General features: G+C 68.1%; 15 protein-coding genes and 1 pseudogene. 5 read left to right on the top strand and 11 right to left on the bottom strand.

Features of this window, described 5'->3' with window-relative positions; genetic code table 11:
• Positions 1-22 precede the first annotated feature (22 nt).
• From MBA17_RS33290 to MBA17_RS33265, 6 genes are all read right to left on the bottom strand, one after another.
• Entirely contained in the window at positions 23-313 is a 291-nt protein-coding gene (locus tag MBA17_RS33290; protein WP_238501075.1) for a chaperone modulator CbpM, read from the bottom strand.
• Positions 310-1,251, bottom strand: a complete 942-nt coding sequence (locus tag MBA17_RS33285) for a DnaJ C-terminal domain-containing protein (RefSeq protein WP_238501073.1) — start codon at positions 1,249-1,251, stop codon at positions 310-312. The genes MBA17_RS33290 and MBA17_RS33285 overlap by 4 nt, the downstream gene beginning before the upstream one ends.
• Positions 1,251-1,817 (bottom strand): nucleotide exchange factor GrpE, encoded by a 567-nt coding sequence (locus MBA17_RS33280; protein ID WP_238501069.1) that lies wholly within the window; start codon positions 1,815-1,817, stop codon positions 1,251-1,253. Before MBA17_RS33280 ends, MBA17_RS33285 begins: the two co-directional genes overlap by 1 nt.
• 11 nt (positions 1,818-1,828) lie before the next feature.
• Positions 1,829-3,739: a molecular chaperone DnaK gene (gene dnaK / locus MBA17_RS33275; RefSeq protein WP_238501068.1), complete on the bottom strand. Its 1,911-nt coding sequence runs from the start codon at positions 3,737-3,739 to the stop codon at positions 1,829-1,831.
• A gap of 21 nt (positions 3,740-3,760) precedes the next feature.
• Positions 3,761-4,234 (bottom strand): YflT domain-containing protein, encoded by a 474-nt coding sequence (locus MBA17_RS33270; protein WP_238501057.1) that lies wholly within the window; start codon positions 4,232-4,234, stop codon positions 3,761-3,763.
• A gap of 160 nt (positions 4,235-4,394) precedes the next feature.
• Positions 4,395-7,028: an AAA family ATPase gene (locus MBA17_RS33265; RefSeq protein WP_238501055.1), complete on the bottom strand. Its 2,634-nt coding sequence runs from the start codon at positions 7,026-7,028 to the stop codon at positions 4,395-4,397.
• A gap of 243 nt (positions 7,029-7,271) precedes the next feature.
• Between MBA17_RS33265 and MBA17_RS33260 the strand changes: the two genes are divergently transcribed.
• Both MBA17_RS33260 and MBA17_RS33255 read left to right on the top strand, forming a co-directional pair.
• On the top strand, positions 7,272-7,700 hold the full coding sequence (locus MBA17_RS33260; protein WP_238501053.1) for a DUF2267 domain-containing protein: 429 nt from the start codon (positions 7,272-7,274) through the stop codon (positions 7,698-7,700).
• A 95-nt stretch (positions 7,701-7,795) separates the two neighbouring features.
• Complete coding sequence (locus MBA17_RS33255) at positions 7,796-8,545, top strand: MFS transporter (RefSeq protein WP_274386344.1); 750 nt, start codon at positions 7,796-7,798, stop codon at positions 8,543-8,545.
• A 214-nt stretch (positions 8,546-8,759) separates the two neighbouring features.
• On the opposite strand, the gene MBA17_RS33250 is transcribed toward MBA17_RS33255, so the two are convergent.
• Positions 8,760-9,305 carry a phosphate-starvation-inducible PsiE family protein gene (locus tag MBA17_RS33250; RefSeq protein ID WP_238501052.1) on the bottom strand — a complete coding sequence of 182 codons (546 nt, stop codon included), beginning with the start codon at positions 9,303-9,305 and terminating at the stop codon, positions 8,760-8,762.
• Positions 9,306-9,803: 498 nt separating this feature from the next.
• Between MBA17_RS33250 and MBA17_RS33245 the strand changes: the two genes are divergently transcribed.
• Entirely contained in the window at positions 9,804-10,118 is a 315-nt protein-coding gene (locus MBA17_RS33245; RefSeq protein ID WP_455432904.1) for an MFS transporter, read from the top strand.
• 438 nt (positions 10,119-10,556) lie between these two features.
• Here MBA17_RS33245 and MBA17_RS33240 read toward each other — a convergent pair whose 3' ends face one another.
• On the bottom strand, positions 10,557-11,435 hold the full coding sequence (locus tag MBA17_RS33240) for a LysR family transcriptional regulator (protein ID WP_238501051.1): 879 nt from the start codon (positions 11,433-11,435) through the stop codon (positions 10,557-10,559).
• Positions 11,436-11,522: 87 nt separating this feature from the next.
• Here MBA17_RS33240 and MBA17_RS33235 point away from each other — a divergent pair, with 87 nt between their 5' ends.
• Both MBA17_RS33235 and MBA17_RS33230 read left to right on the top strand, forming a co-directional pair.
• Positions 11,523-12,248, top strand: coding sequence for an SDR family oxidoreductase (locus tag MBA17_RS33235; RefSeq protein WP_238501045.1), 726 nt, complete (start codon positions 11,523-11,525; stop codon positions 12,246-12,248).
• Between the two features lie 280 nt (positions 12,249-12,528).
• Positions 12,529-12,705: pseudogene (locus tag MBA17_RS33230) on the top strand (helix-turn-helix domain-containing protein); the annotation flags it as partial.
• A 172-nt stretch (positions 12,706-12,877) separates the two neighbouring features.
• Here the strand turns inward: MBA17_RS33230 and MBA17_RS33225 are convergent.
• The 3 genes from MBA17_RS33225 to MBA17_RS33215 all read right to left on the bottom strand — a co-directional run bounded on the left by MBA17_RS33225 (position 12,878) and on the right by MBA17_RS33215 (position 16,707).
• Positions 12,878-13,975: an FUSC family protein gene (locus MBA17_RS33225; protein ID WP_238501044.1), complete on the bottom strand. Its 1,098-nt coding sequence runs from the start codon at positions 13,973-13,975 to the stop codon at positions 12,878-12,880.
• A gap of 705 nt (positions 13,976-14,680) precedes the next feature.
• Entirely contained in the window at positions 14,681-15,901 is a 1,221-nt protein-coding gene (locus MBA17_RS33220) for an NAD(P)/FAD-dependent oxidoreductase (RefSeq protein ID WP_238501040.1), read from the bottom strand.
• 206 nt (positions 15,902-16,107) lie between these two features.
• Positions 16,108-16,707, bottom strand: coding sequence for a DUF1345 domain-containing protein (locus MBA17_RS33215; RefSeq protein WP_238501039.1), 600 nt, complete (start codon positions 16,705-16,707; stop codon positions 16,108-16,110).
• Between the last annotated feature and the right edge of the window lie 184 nt (positions 16,708-16,891).

The raw sequence follows: 16,891 nt of genomic DNA, 5'->3' as shown, positions 1-16,891 counted from the left end.
TCGGATCCACCGTCGGCCTCCTCTAACGTCGTGAGCGGTCCCGCAGCGCCGTCTCCAGCTCCGCGATGCGGTCGAGCAGATCGATTACCAGGCCGAGCGCGGCGTAGTTGAGCGAGAGGCCCGCGTGCAGCCGCTGGATGCGGGCCGCCACGGCGACCTGGGAGAGGGGGAAGCACAGTTCGCCCCGGCTGCCCTTGGCTGCGTCGAGCAGTCCCAGGGCCACCAGGCGGCGGACCACCTCGGGGTGCAGCCCGGTGGCGCCGGCGAAGGAGTCAAGGTCGAGCAGCCGGATCCGGACGAGGGCGTAGGTCATGAGCGCCTCCGGGGATCGAAGTGCGAGGCGGCGGCGAGCTGCTCGAACAGCCGTCGTTCCTCGTCGGTGAGCCTGGCGGGCACTATGATCTGTACCTCGGCGAACAGGTCGCCCGCCGTGCCGCGCGGGTTGGGCATGCCGCGCCCCCGCAGGCGCAGGCGGCGGCCGGTCGAGGTGCCCGGCGGCACTTTCAGTTTCGCTTCGCCGCCTGGCGTGTCGATGGCGACGGTGGAACCCAGTGCCGCCTCCCACGGAGTGAGTGGCAGGGAGGTGTGGATGTCGCGGCCCTCCACGCGGTACCGGGGATGATCGGCGATCCGTACGATCAGGTAGAGGTCGCCCGGCATCGCCCCCTCACTTCCGTGCCCGCCCTGGCCGGCGAGCCTGATGCGCTGGCCGTTCGTGACCCCTGCGGGGATCGTGACGTCCAGCCGCCGGCCCCCGGGAAGTGTGAGGGCGCGGCGCCCGCCGTGGTACGCCTCCTCGACCGTGAGCGTCAGCTCGGTCTCCTGGTCTGCCCCGGGCATGGGCCCCCAGCGGCGCCGGCCGCCCCCGCCGAACATGCCACCGAGCAGGTCCTCCAGGTCGATGTCGATCCCCTCGACGAACCCGAAGTCCTCGCTCCGGTCCGAGCGCCGGGTGCCGCCGCCCGCACGCGCCCCTGCCCCGGCACGGGCGCGGGCCCAGTCCTCGGGCTTCACGTCGGGTGGCACCTGGCGGAAGTCGTGCCCGAACGCGTCGTAGCGGCGGCGGGTCTCGGGGTCGGAGAGCACGGCGTAGGCCTCGGAGATCTCCTTGAATCTGTCCTCCGCGCCGGGATCCTTGTTGACGTCGGGATGGTGGGCGCGTACGAGCTTGCGGTAGGCCCGTTGGATCTCGTCGGCGTCGGCGTTCCGGTCGACGCCGAGCACCTGGTAGAAGTCCCGTCGTGCGGCCATCAGGCCGCCTTTTTCGCGACGACCACGGCCGCGGGGCGGAGCTGGCGTTCGGTGTCGCCGTAGCCGGGCCGCAGCACCTCCACGACGGTGCCCGGCTCGGCGTCCTCTCGTTCGACGGTGGCCACCGCCTCGTGGCGGGTGGGGTCGAAGGGCACGCCTGTCTCGTCGTGGCGGGTGTAGCCCAGTTTGGACAGGACGCCGACGGCCTGGTCCCGGATGGCTCGTACCCCGTCGAGGACCGCGTCCGCGTCACCTGCCGCGTGGCTAAGCGCTAGCTCCAGGTTGTCCAGGACCGGCAGCCACGCGGCCGCCACCCTGGCCCGTTCCTCGGCCCGCAGCCGCTCGGCGTCACGGGAGATGCGCTTGCGCAGGTTGTCCAGGTCTGCGACGGCGCGCAGCCAGCGATCCTCCAGCTCCGCGAGCTTCGCGTCCACCTCTACGGGCGCGGCGGCGGCCTCCTCGCCCGCGCCGGCGGTCGCGGCCGGTTCCTGGGCTTGCGCGTCGTCCCGCGTCTGGTTCCCGGCCATCTGGTCGCCGGTCCCTGATATGTCTTCGTGGGCGTTCATGTCATTTCACGTCATTCGGGCTCGGACGTGGTGAACTCGGCGTCGATCACATCGTCGTCGCCGCCCGGGGTGCTTTCCCTCCTGTCCTGCGGTGGTACGCCGGGCGTCTCCTCCGGCCGGCCGGAGGCGCCGGCCGCGGCGCCGAGACCGTGGTAGACCTGCTGGAGTTCGCCGCTGAGCGTGCGCAGCCGGTCGATCGGCGCCTCTTCCTTGATCGCCTGCCGGGCGTCCGCCACCAGTTGCTCGGCCCGCGCCTTCTCATGCACGGCAACCGCCTCGCCGAGCTCCTCCAACCGGCGCTCCACCTGGTAGGCGACCGAGTCCAGCTCGTTGCGCGCGTCGACGGTCTCCCGGAGTCTGACGTCCTCGGTCCGGTGCCGCTCGGCGTCCGCGACCATCCGCTCGATCTCCGACTTGTCCAGGTTGGAGCTCTCGCTGATGGTGATGCGCTGCTCGGCGCCGGTGTCCTTGTCGCGGGCGGAGACGTTGAGAATGCCGTTGGCGTCGATGTCGAAGGTGACCTCGACCTGCGGCACCCCTCGCGGCGCGGGCCGGATGTTCTCCAGCCGGAAGCGCCCGAGCACCCGATTGTCGGCCGCGCGCTCCCGCTCTCCCTGCAGGATGACGATGTCGACGGCGCTCTGGTTGTCCTCGGCCGTGCTGAACGTCTCACTACGCCGGGCCGGGATCGTCGTGTTGCGCTCGATGACCTTGGTCATGAGCCCGCCGAGGGTCTCGACGCCCAGCGAGAGCGGCGTGACGTCGAGCAGCACGACGTCTTCGACATCGCCCTTGATAATGCCCGCCTGGGCTGCCGCGCCGATGGCGACCACCTCATCCGGGTTCACCGTCATGTTGGGGTCCTTGCCGTCGGTGAGCCTGCGCACGAGGCTCTGGACGGCGGGGATCCGGGTCGACCCGCCGACGAGGATCACCTCGTCGATGTCCGCGGACCGGACCTTGGCGTCCTCCATCGCCTGATTGACCGGATGTACACAGCGTTCGACCAGGTCGGCGGTGATCTGCTCGAAAGTGGAGCGCATGAGCGTGGTGTTGAGGTGCTTCGGCCCCGTGGCGTCCGCCGTGACGAACGGCAGGCTGACCGTGGTCTGCGTCACCTCCGACAGCTCGGTCTTGGCCTTCTCCGCCGCCTCGAACAGCCGCTGCAACGCCTGCGGGTCGCTGCGCAGGTCGATGCCCTGCTGCCGCTGGAACTCGTCGGCCAGGTGGTCGACGACCCGCCGGTCGAAGTCGTCCCCGCCGAGATGCCCGTCACCGGAGGAGGATCGGACCTCGATGACCCCCTCGCCGATGTCGAGGATGCTGACGTCGAAGGTGCCGCCGCCCAGGTCGAAGACAAGCACCGTCTCATTCGACTTCTTGTCCAGCCCGTAGGCCAGTGCGGCGGCCGTCGGCTCGTTGATGATCCTCAGGACCTCCAGCCCCGCGATGCGGCCCGCGTCCTTGGTCGCCTGGCGCTGGGCGTCGTTGAAGTACGCGGGCACGGTGATGACCGCCTCGGTCACCTTCTCGCCCAGATACTTGGCCGCGTCGGCGGTGAGCTTCCTCAGTACGAGGGCCGAGACCTCCTCCGGCGCGTACTGCTTGTCGCCGACCTGGAAGCGGACAGCTCCCTGCGGCCCTTGCACCACGTCGAAGGAGACGGCGTGCAGCTCGCTTTCGACCTCGTCGTAGCGCCGGCCGATGAAACGCTTGGCGGAGTAGACCGTCCCCTTCGGCTTGAGTATGGCCTGGCGGCGCGCGAGCTGGCCCACCAGCCGCTCGCCCTGGTCGGTGAAGGCCACCACCGACGGCGTCGTCCGGGAGCCTTCCGCGTTGGGCAGCACCGTGGGATGGCCGTCCTCCGTGGCGGCGATCACCGAGTTCGTCGTGCCGAGATCGATACCGACTGCTTTCGCCATTGCTCACTCCCCCTTGGCGGCCTAGCCGCTCATCTTCCCGAGCAGTTCTTGGGCCCTCGCCACGTGTTCGGACTCGACGAGAACCTCGTATTTGTCGGCCATCAGGCTGCTCTGCGAGACGAAGTCCCGCCGACCGCCCTGCAACGCGTGCGAGATCAGGCCGTAGATCGCTCCAGCGACCGCGCCCCACACCAACCCCCACAGCACCACGGCGGCCATGGATGCGATGTTGGGCAAGAAGATCCCCAGGAACAGGCCGATGAACAGCCCGAACCAGGCTCCGGCCGCGGCGCCCATCCCGGTCGCACGCAGGTAGGTCATGCGCGCGAGCACCTGCTCCACCGAATGCAGCCCCGCCCCCACGATCAGCGTTCCCTTCACGGGGAACTCATGGTCGGACAGGTAGTCGACGGCTTTCTGCGCCTCCTCGTACGTCCCATAGCTGGCTATCGGCACTCGGTTCGCTGTGATGGGACCCGACCGCGCGACAGACATGACTCCTCCTCAGCCGTCTCGGCCGTCTTAGGAATCCGGTACACACTTTCCATTTCCATTCTTCTCCGGGCGCTTCGCCGCCACATCCCCCAGACGTGTAGTCCTGTGACCAGCCATCCCGGCCGGTCGGCGGCATGGCCGCCGCACCTGCGCGTGCCGCTCAGCCCGGGATCAAGCCGGGCGGAGGTTCGGGATCGATCCTTCCCTGGGCCACCGCAAGGCGCGCGAGCTCGACACGGGAGTTGATGTGCAGCTTGCGGTAGACGTGCCGCAGATGGAACGCGACCGTGTGCACGCTGAGGAACATCTGATCGGCGACCTGGCGGTTGGTCCATCCGTCGGCGACGAGCAACGAGACGTTGTGCTCGGTCTCGGTGAGGCTGTCCCAGCCGAACACCGGCCGTTCGGTGTAGCTCCAGTGCTGGCGGCGCACGCCCATGCCGCGCAGCCTCTGGCGGACGCGCGCCGAGTCTCTGGCGGATCCGGTGTCGTCGTAGATCGCGAGCGCGCGATCCAGGCTGCCGATCGCGTCCTCCCGGCGTCCGGCCGCGAAGAGCGCCACGCCGAGGTCCTCGGTGGCGGAGGCCTCCGCCCATACGTCTTCTGTCTGCTCGGCGGCTTGGGCGAGGGCATCGCAATCGCCGTCGAGGAGGCCCCGGGCATGCGCGGCGGAGGCGACCAGCGCGGGGAACCCCGGGTTGGCCCGGCTGAGGGCTTCCGCGGCGGCGATGACGGCCACGGCTGCCGGCCGGTCGTCCGCGGCAAGGGCGATGCGGACCATCCACGCGCTCACTGTGCATTCCATGGCGAGCATCAAGCCTTGCCGCCCGAGCGGGTCCGGAAGGCCCGCGAGCAGAGTCATCGCGCCCAGCGGGCCATCGCGCGCCTCCGTGACCTGCGCTGTCAGCAGAGCGAGCCGCGTACGGCCGTCGAGGGAACCCCCAGGCACGTCCGCGACATGCCGTGTCGCCGCTTGCAGGTCGCCGCGGCGAAGCGCGACGGTGGCGAGTACGGAGCTGGCCACCGCGGCGGACAGGGGCGTGTTCAGGGCGGTGGCGAGATCCAAAGCTCTCTCCGCTTCGGTGACGGCGTCGTCGAAACGGCCCGCGACCAGCTCGGCTCGGGCCTGCAGGGCGGAGGCGTCCGCGGCCCAGGCCAGATGGCCGTGGTCGGACATGTCCTTGCGCGCCTCCTGGAGGATCGCCCGCGCTTCGTCGAGCCGGTGAACGTCGATGAGCATCGCGGCGGAGACGAGGCGGGACTCGTAGCGGTGCACTGCCGGCTCGTTGGTGCCGGCCAGTCGCCGGGCATCCTCGGCGAGCGTCAACGCGTCGGAAAACTGACCCTCATTCCACTCGGTCGCCGCGAGCGCGATCAGGGCGGCGACCGTGGCTGCCGCACCGTGTCGAGAACCTTCTTCGATGACCTCGTGCGCGTGTGTCCGCGCGGACACGTCGTCGTCCCCCAAGCCGGTCATGGCGTACAGCCGTGCCAGGATCGCCCGGTCGCGCACGTGGCCGGGAAGGTCTGGTACGGCCAGCGCCGTCTCAGCCTCTCGGATGGCTTCGCCGATCCTGCCGGTCAGGTACATGATGTCCGAGAGCGCGCAGCGCAGTTTGGCCTCGCCGTGTGCCGAGTCGTGATCGGTGAGGTGCCCCCGGACCGTCTGCTCGGCCTCATGTAGGCGCCCTGCGGCGATTGCCGTGTCGATGCCAGTGATGGTGTGGCTGGGGCGGGGAGCGGCCGGTGACCGGCTCGCAGGTTCGGGGCAGGCGAGAGTGCCGATCTGGTTCAGCAGCGCGTGCCGTATTGGTTGAGGGACCTGGGTGGCTACGACACACCTGACCAGCTCGTGGCGGAAAGCGAAACCGTGCGGGGTGACCAACAGGATGCCCGCCGCCATGGATTCCTCCACCAATGGGAGCAGCGCGGCCGGTGTGGTGCCGAGCAACGATGCGGCCTGCTGCGGCGAGACCGACCGGTCGAGCACGGCGACCGTCTCGATCAGGTTTCTCGTATCTCTGCTCAGGGTGTCGATCCAACGCCGCACGACTATCCGAGACCGATTGGGGACGTGCGCGTACGGCAGGGCGGTACGGTTTCCTGAGACGCGTAGGATGCCTTCGTCGCGGAGGCCGGCGAGCAGTTCGGTGATCAGCAGAGGATTGCCTCCGGCGGCCCCCGCCAGGGCCAGCATCGTCGGATCGGGTGGCACCCCCAGCGCGTCCGTCATCAGCGCGATGACCGCGTCCGGGGAGAGCGCAGGAAGTTTCACCCGTTCGGCCCCGTTTCGCTCCAGAAGGTCGAACAGGGAAGCGGCCTGGCCCTTGTCCACGGCGGTCGAGCGGCTCAGCAGCCAGCCGATCGGCCGGGAGGCGAGCAGGTGGTGGAGGGCACGCAGCGCCATGAGTGTCGCCGGGTCCACCCGGTGCAGATCGTCAAGCACGGTCAGCGCCGGTGCCGCGGCCCGTTTCTCGAAGCCCGCCCTCAGGCGTTCCAGTGTCCGCGCCCGCGAGTGGAGGCGGGCGGAAGGATCGTCATGGCCGGCGTCCGGCTCGGGACGCAGATCCAGAGCATCGAACAGCACACCGCACGGGACCAGTTCGCCCAGTTCTTCTGGGCCGGCCCGGGCCACGCTGATGCCGCGCTCGGATGCGGCGGCGGCGGCTTCGGCGAGCAACCGGGTCTTGCCGACCCCCGGTTCACCGTCCACCAGCAGGGTCCCACCTCCGCCTCCTTCGACCGTGCGAAGCAGGCCATCGACGGAACGCCATTCCCGTTCGCGTCCTCGCATCTCGCGTCCCTCTTCGAACTGTTCTCCGGACGGCGACCGGTGAATCTCATGCCCGTGGAGATTTTTCATGCCGCGGCGCCCCGGCCCCGGCGCATCCCGATCCGAGCCGTCCGGATGACTGCATGGCTGGGGGATGTGGCCTAGGAGTAGCCAGGAGAGTCTCGATGTGGTGTCCGCCGATGAGGCCTCCTTGTTCGCTCCGGCTGCTGGTTCCCCGCAAGAGAGACGGAAGGGGTTGATGACATGGCGGAGACCGGCTATGCGCCGTTCAACCGGACGGTGGACAAGACGAACCGCGTTCTGCGAGAGATCGAGGAGGCTCACGGATGGCCGGCCGAACGCCGGAAACAGTCCTACACCGCCTTGCGCGTCGTTCTTCACGCTCTGCGCGACCGGTTGACGGTGGAGGAGAGCGCTCACCTCGCCGCCCAGTTGCCGTTGCTGATTCGCGGCGTCTACTTCGATGGCTGGCGCCCGAGCGTCGTCCCGGTGAAGGCCGACCGCGAGGAGTTCCTCGACCGTGTCCGCGGCGAGATCGCCTTCGACTATCAGGGAGGTACGGAAACGCTGGTCAAGACAGTGCTGCAGGCGCTCCGCAGGCACATCACCGATGGTGAATGGGAAGACGTGAAGTCCAGCATGCCGAAGGATCTGGCTTCCGTGCTGCCTTAGGCGTTCAGGTTTCCGCCTGCGGAAAGCACGGATGAGCCGCAGCGGCATGAGCCCCACCAGGGGAGCTCGTCGGCCGACATCGTCGCCCGCGCTGGCTGTTCATCCACGGCCACGCCGACGAAGCCGAGCGGATCGTCGACCGGATTGAGGCGGAGGTTCGCGCGGAGGCCGGCAGAGACCTTCCTGCTCCTCGGACCGCGATCACTGTCAGGCAGCGCAAGGCCATCCCCTTCCGCGAGATCGCCAGGGTCGCTCTGGAACGCTACCCGCGCCGGGTGATCCTGGGAGTGGCCCTCTTCGTCGGCCAGGCATTCCTCTACAACGCTGTCACCTTCGATCTGGGCACATTGCTGCACGGCTTCTTCGGTGTGGCATCCGGGGCCATCCCGTACTTCATGGCCATCTTCGCGGCCGGCAACTTCCTCGGGCCTCTGATCCTGGGGCGCTGGTTCGACACCGTCGGGAGGATTCCCATGATCGCCGGCACCTATCTGGGCTCGGCCATCCTGATCGCGCTGCTCGCCGTTCTGCTCATGAACGAAACACTGACCACCAACTCGTTCATGATCTTGATTGCGCTGACCTTCTTCGTGGCCTCCGCGGGGGCGAGCTCTGCCTACCTCACCGTGAGCGAGGTCTTCCCGATGGAGACGCGGGCTCTGGCGATCGCCCTGTTCTTCGCGGTTGGCACGGCGATCGGCGGCATCACCGGGCCGGCGCTGTTCGGCCAGTTCATCCACGGCGGCAACATCACCCTGGTGGCCGTCGGGTTCTTCATCGGCGCGGCGGCCATGGCCGTCGGCGGCATCGCCGAACTGCTGTTCGGCGTTCGACCCGCCATGTGAAGCCAGGAAAGCGCGCCCTCAGTCGCCCTGGCAGGTCGCGCGCCAGCTTCTGCGCGAGGTTCCTCGTCATACCGGGCGGCGAGAGCATCCCGACGACCATCTCCGCCGATTTTGGAATCGCGCGGCTGCGTCGGGCGGGGCGGCCTCCTTCAGATCGGCGAGGGCAGGCCGGATGCTCCAGCCGCCGTGCAGGCCTGCAGACTGACCCCCGCTTTCAGACCGACCGGCCTTCCGACGGCGGTCCCGGCATCTCGCTGGGCCACTTCCGGGACCATCGGGACAGGGCGAGGGCGGCCGTGAGCAGAAATGCGGCCCCGGCGTATGCGCCGAGCTCCACGAGCTCTTCACGTTCCCCATGCGGTGTCTGCACGACGGTGAGCTTGACCACCACCGACAAGATATGCCGGATGACCACGATGATGCCCACGATGATGAAGGGTTCGAGCAGCAGATGGCCACCTCGAAGGTGGGTGAGCACCGTGACGAATATCTCCAGCACGATGAGGACGAGCAAGAGCTCCTCGATGGAGACGATGATGATGTCCAGCCAGGAGCCGTAGATCCGCACGATGGTGACACCAAGCTGAACCATGATGATCACAGCAACGGAAAGGAGAACAGCACACACGACGTAGAGAATCGCGTGCTCGGCATTCGACAGCAGCCGCAACAAGCGGCCGTCGGCTCGATAGGCGAAATGCGCGGGCGGAGAACTGGATGCAGGCGGCCGGGAGCTACACGCGTCGGCCTCGTCCGGCATACCTCCCCCAAGCGAAATCTCGGGGGGACACCACATGACATGATCGTTGGCCACCCCAGATATATCAGACTGTCCTCCGCCACCCAGCCGGACACGCCCCCTGTTCTTCCTGTCCGTGCCGAGAACCTCGTCCACGTCATGGGACCTGGGAGTACTCGTGAATGATGCCGCCGACGGTTTCGCCGCCGGACCTTGAGTTGATCTAGGTTTGCGGGCTCGGGGAGCTTGGTCAGCGGACTGGCTTGATCGAGCGTCCGATGCGGCCTGTACCGATTGTAATGATCTTCGTACTCGGCCAGGACAGGCTGCAGATGCACCTGATTCCACACCACGGTCCAGTCGAGGACCTCCCGGCAGCAAGACACATGACCGCCCATCATGCCGGACCATCCGCGGACGCCCTCGTCCACGAACAGATCCGCATCACTGCAGCTCACACAGGGCGGATGAGGTTCTCGGCCCCCACAGCTGATCGCGCTCGTCGCCGCCAACGCGTTCGTGCTGTTCTTCGCACTGTCGTGGGGGGGGGGGGTGCTGCTCGGTGAGATGTTCCCCAACCGCATCCGCGCCGCAGCCCTGGGCGTCGCCGCCGCGGCCCAGTGGCTCGCCAGCTGGCTGATCTCGGTCTCGTTCCCGGCGCTCGCGGAGTGGAATCTTCCGCTCACCTACGCCGGTACGCCGTCATGGCGCTGCTGTCGTTCATCTTCGTCGCCAGATGGATCAGGGAGACCAAGGCCGCAAGCTGGAGGAAATGGGCTGACCCGCTCAGTACGGCCGTGGTGTCGCGCCGGCGCGGGACACCACGAGGCCTAGGTGTTCTGTCCACAGAGGTTGGTGACGATATAGCTCTGGTTGGTCCCCTGTTTACATCCGCAGAGTCGGGTGGCGAGGAGGTGCTATTTTCGGTCGCCCGCTGGCGGGCACGGCGCCGACCAGAGGCGTGCCCGAGCGCTGGTCAAATAGGTGTGGCGCACCGGTATCGGCGTCGATGTCCGAGACCCACAAGGTGGCGGCCCAGGGTGCCCTAATCGCCCGATTAACAGACGTCGTCGGGTGTGATCGCCTCGCGTCGGGCCGTCTGGGCGACCCGTTCGAGCAGGCTGCGCAGTTGGCGCCCTTCCGTCTCGTCGAGGTCGGTCATCAGTTGGGCTTCCGCCTCGCCGAGGCGCTTGCGGGCGAGGGCGGTGGCGCCGTCCGCATGACAGCTTCTCGGCGATGGCGAACAGTCGCATCAGGCGAGCGGGTCGGCGTTCAGCGCGTGGGCGCAGCTGGTGGAGTGGTGCGAAGCCCGGCCGCGGCTCGGGCCAGTGCGGCGAGGGCCGATGAGTGGTGGCCAGCTGGCCATGCGAGCACGGTCGTGATGTCCGGGGCGTCGACGACGGGCACCGCGACATGGTCGGGCCACTGCCAGGCGCGGCTGGAGGCAGGGATGACGAGCAGGGTCTTGCCGAGCGCGACGAGCTGAGCGAGCTGTGACTGGGTGTGCACCTCTGGCCCGGGGCCGTCGGGGTAGGAGCCGTCGAGCCGGGGCCATCGGGCGATGGGAAGGTCCGGCACGTTGCCGACGTCTGCGAGGGTGAGCTGGGGCCGTGCGGCGAGCGGGTGTCCCGATGGGAGGAGGGCGACTTGGCCTTCGGTGCAGAGGTCTTCGGTATCGAACCCGGCCAGGTCGTCGACCGGCCGGTGCATGAGGGCCACATCCGCGCGCCCGCTACGCAGGAACCGTGCCTGCTCACCGACCTCGCACGGGACGACTTCGACCGGCGCCGTATCGGTGTCGGCTGCCGACGAGGCGAGGAGCCGTTGCAGTAGCTCGTGTGATGCGCCGGATTTCGTCACCAGTACCAGCGGCCGCTGGAGATCCGCTGCCCGCCGGGTCCGGCGCGCGGCAGCCGCGACCGCATCGAGGGACACCCGGGCTTCGCGCAGCAACACACCGCCGGCGCCGGTGAGGGCCACCCCGCGTCGGTCCCGGTCCAGAAGCTGGACGCTGAGCCGACGTTCCAGCTGCCGGATGGCGCGCGACAGCGGTGGCTGCGCGATCCCGAGCCGCTGGGCCGCGCGCCCGAAGTGCAACTCCTCGGCGACCGCAACGAAGTACCGCAGCTCACGGGTCTCCAGGTCGTCCATGCACATACCCTATCCACCTCGTGATACCCGCCAGGTATCACAACGTACTTGATCGATATTGGATGAAACGGACGCCGCGCGCCGAGCATGGGCAGCGTGAACAACACCAAGACAGCGCTGGTCACCGGTGCGAACAAGGGAATCGGCTTCGCCATCGCTCAGGGTCTCGGAACCCTTGGCATCACCGTCGCTGTGGGGGCGCGTGACGACGCCCGACGCGAGGAGGCCGTGGAGCGGTTGCGTGCCGCAGGAATAGATACGTTCGGAGTCGCCCTCGATGTCACCTCCGACGACAGTGTCGCCGCAGCGGCGGCGAGCATCGAGAAGGAAGCCGGGCGACTCGACGTCCTCGTCAACAACGCAGGAATCTCCGGCCGGTTCGAGGACGGGGCGCAGGACCCCACGACCCTCGACCTCGACGTCCTGCAGACGGTCCTGGAAACGAACGTGTTCGGGGTTGTACGGGTGACGAACGCGATGCTCCCGCTGCTCAGCCGTGCCGCCTCGCCCCGGATCGTCAACATGTCCAGCAACATGGGCTCGCTGACGCTGCAGACCGGCCCGGTCATGGCCGCCTACTCACCCTCCAAGTCGATGCTCAACAGCGTCACAGCACAGTACGCCCGCCGATTCGCTGACACGAACATCATCGTGAACGTGGCATGCCCCGGGTACGTCGCAACCGACTTCACCGGATTCGCCGGGGCACGAACACCCGAGCAGGGCGCCGCGATCGCCCTTCGCCTCGCCACCCTGCCCGCCGACGGCCCCCGAGGCGGCTTCTTCGACGACAAGGGAGCCGTCGCCTGGTGACTCTGCGCGTGCGAGAGCGCCGAGGTGGCAATAGGCGCGCCACGCACCCGCCAGGAACTGGAGTGGACCCCACACCACACCGACTTGCTCAGCATGATCGGCGAGCCCCGCCTGAGAGAGCTGGCGACCCGCGAATAGCGCACGCGTTCCGCGCGAGCCCACCCACGTTTCACAACCCGCTACCGAACCTCAGCACTTGACGGCGCCCACAAAACGGCCGGGTGCACGAGACATCACTCGTGCACCCGGCCATCGTCATCCTCCGAGCAGAAAGCCCCCCATGGTCCACCGCAACGCACCCCTGACCGAGACCGGCCGCCTGCGCCTGGCACAGTGCGTCGTCGACGATCAATGGCCACTCCGCCGCGCGGCAGAACGCTTCCAAGTCTCACCCACCACAGCGAAACGGTGGGCCGACCGCTACCGCGAGCAGGGACCTGCCGGGATGACGGCGCGGCACGCCGCAGGCGCCGATCTGGTGCTGGTCGGCAGTTCGTGGATCAGCGCCACCACCTGTCGCACGAGACCGTGTTGCGCGTGCCAAGCTGTCACGCTTGATCCATCACTCAGGTCGAGCGCTGCAGCGTACAGGCCGACAACACCCCGGTGAACCTCTGGACGGCGGAAGGTTAGTATCGCCGACGTGACGTGAGCCGGGCCGCTTGTTCACGGGCGTGTGGGGGGATGGCCTCGCGATGTGGCCCGTCGTCGGGATCGACCTCATGTCGCAGTTGGACGCAGTCGTCGAGCAGCGCGCCGTACAACGTCCAGAGGGGTGAATGCGGATCGATCTCTGCCATCTGCTCGCGGGCAGCGCGTTCGAGGCGCTCGCCTTCCGCTACGGTGGCGCGCAGGTGGACCAGGTCCTTGCCGCTGCCAGGGGCGACCAGCAGTTGCTCGAAACAGGCGTAGGCCTTCCCGATCGCATCCAGCAGGTCGGCGAATACCTGGGGAAAACTGCCGGTCTCGCGCTGTCCTGGCAGGCCGCGAACCCCGGCAGCCAGGTCGGCGAGGGCACGGGCGACGCCGCGCAGTCGAAGGCAGGCGTGCTCCAGACATAGGACAGCCTGCATGATGCGGCGCAAGCGCTGGCGGGTTCGCGCCCGACGTAGGGTGAAACGCAGGGACTCAGTGGCTCGTTCGGCGCTCTCGTGGGCCGAACGCAGCCTGACGGACATGCGTCTGGCGCGGGCCAGCCATTTCTGCGCCTGGTGCGCGGTCCAGGGTTGCCTGACGCCTTCCGCCAGGTCGGAGCAAAGGTCGGCGAGATCATCGGCCAGGTCGGCCATGTCCTTAGCGGCCCGGCCCACGTGACGGGGCGGGATCATCAGTATGAGCGTGGCTCCGACGAGCGCGCCGATGACAATGTCGAGCAGCCGCGCCATGCCGTACTCGCGGCCCAGGGCGAACACGAGTAGGGCGGTGATAGGCGCCTGTGTGTTCTGCCACGGTATGCCGACGGTTCTGCTGACCACCAGCGCGACCGCGACCAGGACGGCCATCGTGGCGGCGTTGGTGCCGAACACCTGCACGAAGCCAATTGCAGCCGCCAGTCCGACCAGCACCGCGATGGTCTGCTGGATGGCCTGGACCACGGTGCTGTAGGCGGTCGCCGTCACCGACAGCAACACGCCGGTGGGAGCGAGCACCGGCTGAGGTGAGCCGATCAGTTCGGTGGAGATCCACCAAGCCACCAGGCAGCCGACGGTGACCGTCACCGTCGGCATCAGCAACTGCCTCTCACGCCACACCCAGCGGCGTAGCCCACGCCGCCGCCATCGACCCGAGCCGGGGGCTCGGTCACCCCACCGGTCCAGCCATCGCCTCGCGGCGGAAAATGCCATCACCGCACCCCCAGACGTGGTGCCCCGCCTGGCGGCTTCCGGGCCGTCTTTTACCTTTTATCGTGAGGCTGCCCGTGTCGGGCAGCGGGCGCTCCGTTCCCGAGCAGCATTTTGCCCTCACCATGCCTTTCGAGGACACGGCGGTGGATCGAGCACCGACGTCGCTGATCGGCATAAGACCCTCTCAGCGTCCATCCCGGTAAACGGTGGGTCGCGGCAGGTGCACGAAGGACGGTGGGCGGATGAGAGGCCTTGGTACGCCAGCAGTCGACCAAGATCTGATGCCCAACCGGGAACCTCGTTGCTGTCTTACCGTGCCGCCATCCCGCATCCAACCGTGATGATCCCGGCGCCACCAGTCGGTCCACGGTTCCCATCACGGTCAAGCCCAGACCGGGCAGGTCGTCGGCAGTGCGCGTGGCCGCCGGGACGAGCATGCCGATGCCCAGCCCGCGGGACGGAGGCAACAACAGTGGCAGAGGGTGACGGGACGGCCAGGGCTGTGGCCCTCGCGAGCCCGCCCGGCCCGGCTTCGGCTGTGGCGCGACGGTCTCCAAGCTGGTGACCTGGCCGCCCTGTCGGCGGCGCTCACTGGCTGACGCTGGTGGCGGCGTGGCGCGGCCCGGCGTACCGCCAGAAGAAGTTGACCAGCACGGTGATCCGGTTGCGCCCGCCCAGCAGGTACGCCACATGGATGAAGATCCATATCAGCCACGCCGGCCACCCACGCATGGTCAATCCGTTCGACAGCTGCAACACGGCCTCGGCCCGGCCCACGGTCGCCATGATCCCCGGATCCCGGTACGAGAACGGCCGCAGCGGCAGTCCCTGAGCCGCCGCCAGGATCTGCTTGCCCACGTGCTCCCCCATCTGGATCGCCGGCTGAGCGAGCTGCGGCAGCGGCTTGGGCGGCCCGGCCAGGTCGCCGGCCACGAAGATCTCGGGATGCTTCGGCACGCTCAAAGCCTCGGTAACCCTGATCCTGCCGCCCTTGGTCTGTGGCAGCCCCCATTCCGCCACGTAGGCGGGCGCAGTCACGCCGAGCGCCCATACGGTCACGTCGCTCGGCACGTGCGCCCCGTCGACGATCCCCACCGAATCCGGTTCTACCGACGCTACTGTGGCGCCCAGCCGCAGCCGCACCCCTCGCTTGCGCAGCGCGGCCGCCGCCGCATTTCGCAGCCGCGGCTTGTACGGCGCCAGCACGAAGTCGAAGCGCTCCACCAGCGTCACGCTCGTCTGGTCGGGACGAATCTCGGGATGCGTCAGCGGCAGCGTGCGCCGCCGCAACTCGGCCAGCGTCCCGGCGATCTCGACCCCGGTCGAGCCCCCGCCCACCACCACGACGTGGACGCTGTCGCGCCGGCCCGCCACCACGTCCTCCAGACAGTGCTGGAGCCGCCGCCGCAACGCTGCCGCGTCGTTGAGCGAATAGAGCGGCTGTGCGTTCTCCGGCGCGCCCGGCACGTTGTACCAGTTGGTGGTCACACCGGTGGCCAGCACGAGAAAGTCGTAGTCCAGCGCGCTTCCGTCATCCAACTCCACGCGCCGCTTCTCGGGCAGCACCGTGCTTAGCGCACCCCGACGGGCGCGCACGTTCGGCCACTTGGCGGCGTAGGTCCTGATGGAGTATGACACGTCGGACATGCTCATCCCGGCCGTAGCCACCTGGTAGAGCAGGGGTTGGAAGGTCGAGTACGGGTTGTGGTCGATCAGCGTGACCAGCACACCTGCCTTGGCCAGCGTTCGCGCCGCGGCCAGCCCGGCGAAACCCGCCCCCACGACCACAACGCGAGTTCTTCGTCTCATGACCATCTCCGTGCCCCGTGCCACCCCCTCGGAGGCCTATAGCATGCCCAGTGTCCGTTAAATCTGCGGGATGCAGGAATTGCGACTCGTGGATTGACCTGGGCGTATGCGAGACCGTTTTGCTGATACTGGTTGATCAGCCCCGTCCAGTACCGTCTCGACGCTCCAGGCGGACCTGTTCGAGATCGTCAGGCATCGACACAGTCTCATCGCTGTCCCAGACCGGCGATGAGACCGACGGACACCGCGATAACGACGGTGCCGAAAAGATAGGAAAGCAGGGCGTGCCCGAAGGCGACCTTCCGGATGCGGGTGCTGGCCAGCACATTGTCCGATACTCCGTAAGCCATCCCCACGGTGAACGCCGTGTAGGCGAAGTCGCTATAGCTCGGCGGCTGCTCCTGCCGGAAGTCGATGCCTCCGTCAACCTCGACGTAGTACAAGCGTGCGTACTTGAGGGCGAAAACGGTGTTCGTCAAAGCCCAGGACAAGGCCACGGTCACCAAGCTCAAGATCACCGCGATCACGGCAACCGGGTCCTGATCGCTGCCCGAGCGGAGGAGGGCGGTCACGACGGCCGCGAGACTGGCCACCGCGGCGATCAGGATGCCCGTGTCGGTGGTGTGCGTCCCGCCTTCCTCTTCGGCGATGCGCTTGGTCCCCTCGTGGTCCTGCGACCAGCTGATCTGCCACGCCCACGCCAGGACGAGGGAAACAGCCACATCCCAGGTGACGAAGAAGAATAGTTCAGGGGCGCCGATGAGCGCGACGCCTCCGCCGGACGCGGCACCGAGCAGGACGCACATCAAAACCCGCCGCAAGGAAAGTATCCGCCGTCCGCGACGCTCCCACGCTGCTCTCACCTGCACCAGAGTGTCACAGGACGGCCCGACGCCACCCCTTCGACGTGGGAGTCCAGCGCGCGCTCGCTGTCGCTGACCTTGCCCTCGCCCCTCCGCCACCGAGGAATTACCCGCTGCCCCCGAGCAC

It is taken from the genome of Dolomitihabitans soli, assembly GCF_022213955.1.
Lineage (GTDB): Bacteria > Actinomycetota > Actinomycetes > Streptosporangiales > Streptosporangiaceae > Streptosporangium_A > Streptosporangium_A soli.
Note: the sequence above shows the minus strand (reverse complement) of the source record. Positions and strands in the feature narration are given on the sequence as shown.

Coding starts and splice junctions, on each gene's coding strand:
- MBA17_RS33215 (WP_238501039.1), bottom strand. CDS start 16,707: ATGTGCGTCCTGCTCGGTGCCGCGTCCGGCGGAGGCGTCGCGCTCATC.
- MBA17_RS33285 (WP_238501073.1), bottom strand. CDS start 1,251: ATGGCCGCACGACGGGACTTCTACCAGGTGCTCGGCGTCGACCGGAAC.
- MBA17_RS33250 (WP_238501052.1), bottom strand. CDS start 9,305: ATGCCGGACGAGGCCGACGCGTGTAGCTCCCGGCCGCCTGCATCCAGT.
- MBA17_RS33220 (WP_238501040.1), bottom strand. CDS start 15,901: ATGAGACGAAGAACTCGCGTTGTGGTCGTGGGGGCGGGTTTCGCCGGG.
- MBA17_RS33225 (WP_238501044.1), bottom strand. CDS start 13,975: ATGCCGACGGTGACGGTCACCGTCGGCTGCCTGGTGGCTTGGTGGATC.
- MBA17_RS33265 (WP_238501055.1), bottom strand. CDS start 7,028: ATGCGAGGACGCGAACGGGAATGGCGTTCCGTCGATGGCCTGCTTCGC.
- MBA17_RS33270 (WP_238501057.1), bottom strand. CDS start 4,234: ATGTCTGTCGCGCGGTCGGGTCCCATCACAGCGAACCGAGTGCCGATA.
- dnaK (WP_238501068.1), bottom strand. CDS start 3,739: ATGGCGAAAGCAGTCGGTATCGATCTCGGCACGACGAACTCGGTGATC.
- MBA17_RS33280 (WP_238501069.1), bottom strand. CDS start 1,817: ATGAACGCCCACGAAGACATATCAGGGACCGGCGACCAGATGGCCGGG.
- MBA17_RS33260 (WP_238501053.1), top strand. CDS start 7,272: ATGGCGGAGACCGGCTATGCGCCGTTCAACCGGACGGTGGACAAGACG.
- MBA17_RS33290 (WP_238501075.1), bottom strand. CDS start 313: ATGACCTACGCCCTCGTCCGGATCCGGCTGCTCGACCTTGACTCCTTC.
- MBA17_RS33240 (WP_238501051.1), bottom strand. CDS start 11,435: ATGGACGACCTGGAGACCCGTGAGCTGCGGTACTTCGTTGCGGTCGCC.
- MBA17_RS33235 (WP_238501045.1), top strand. CDS start 11,523: ATGGGCAGCGTGAACAACACCAAGACAGCGCTGGTCACCGGTGCGAAC.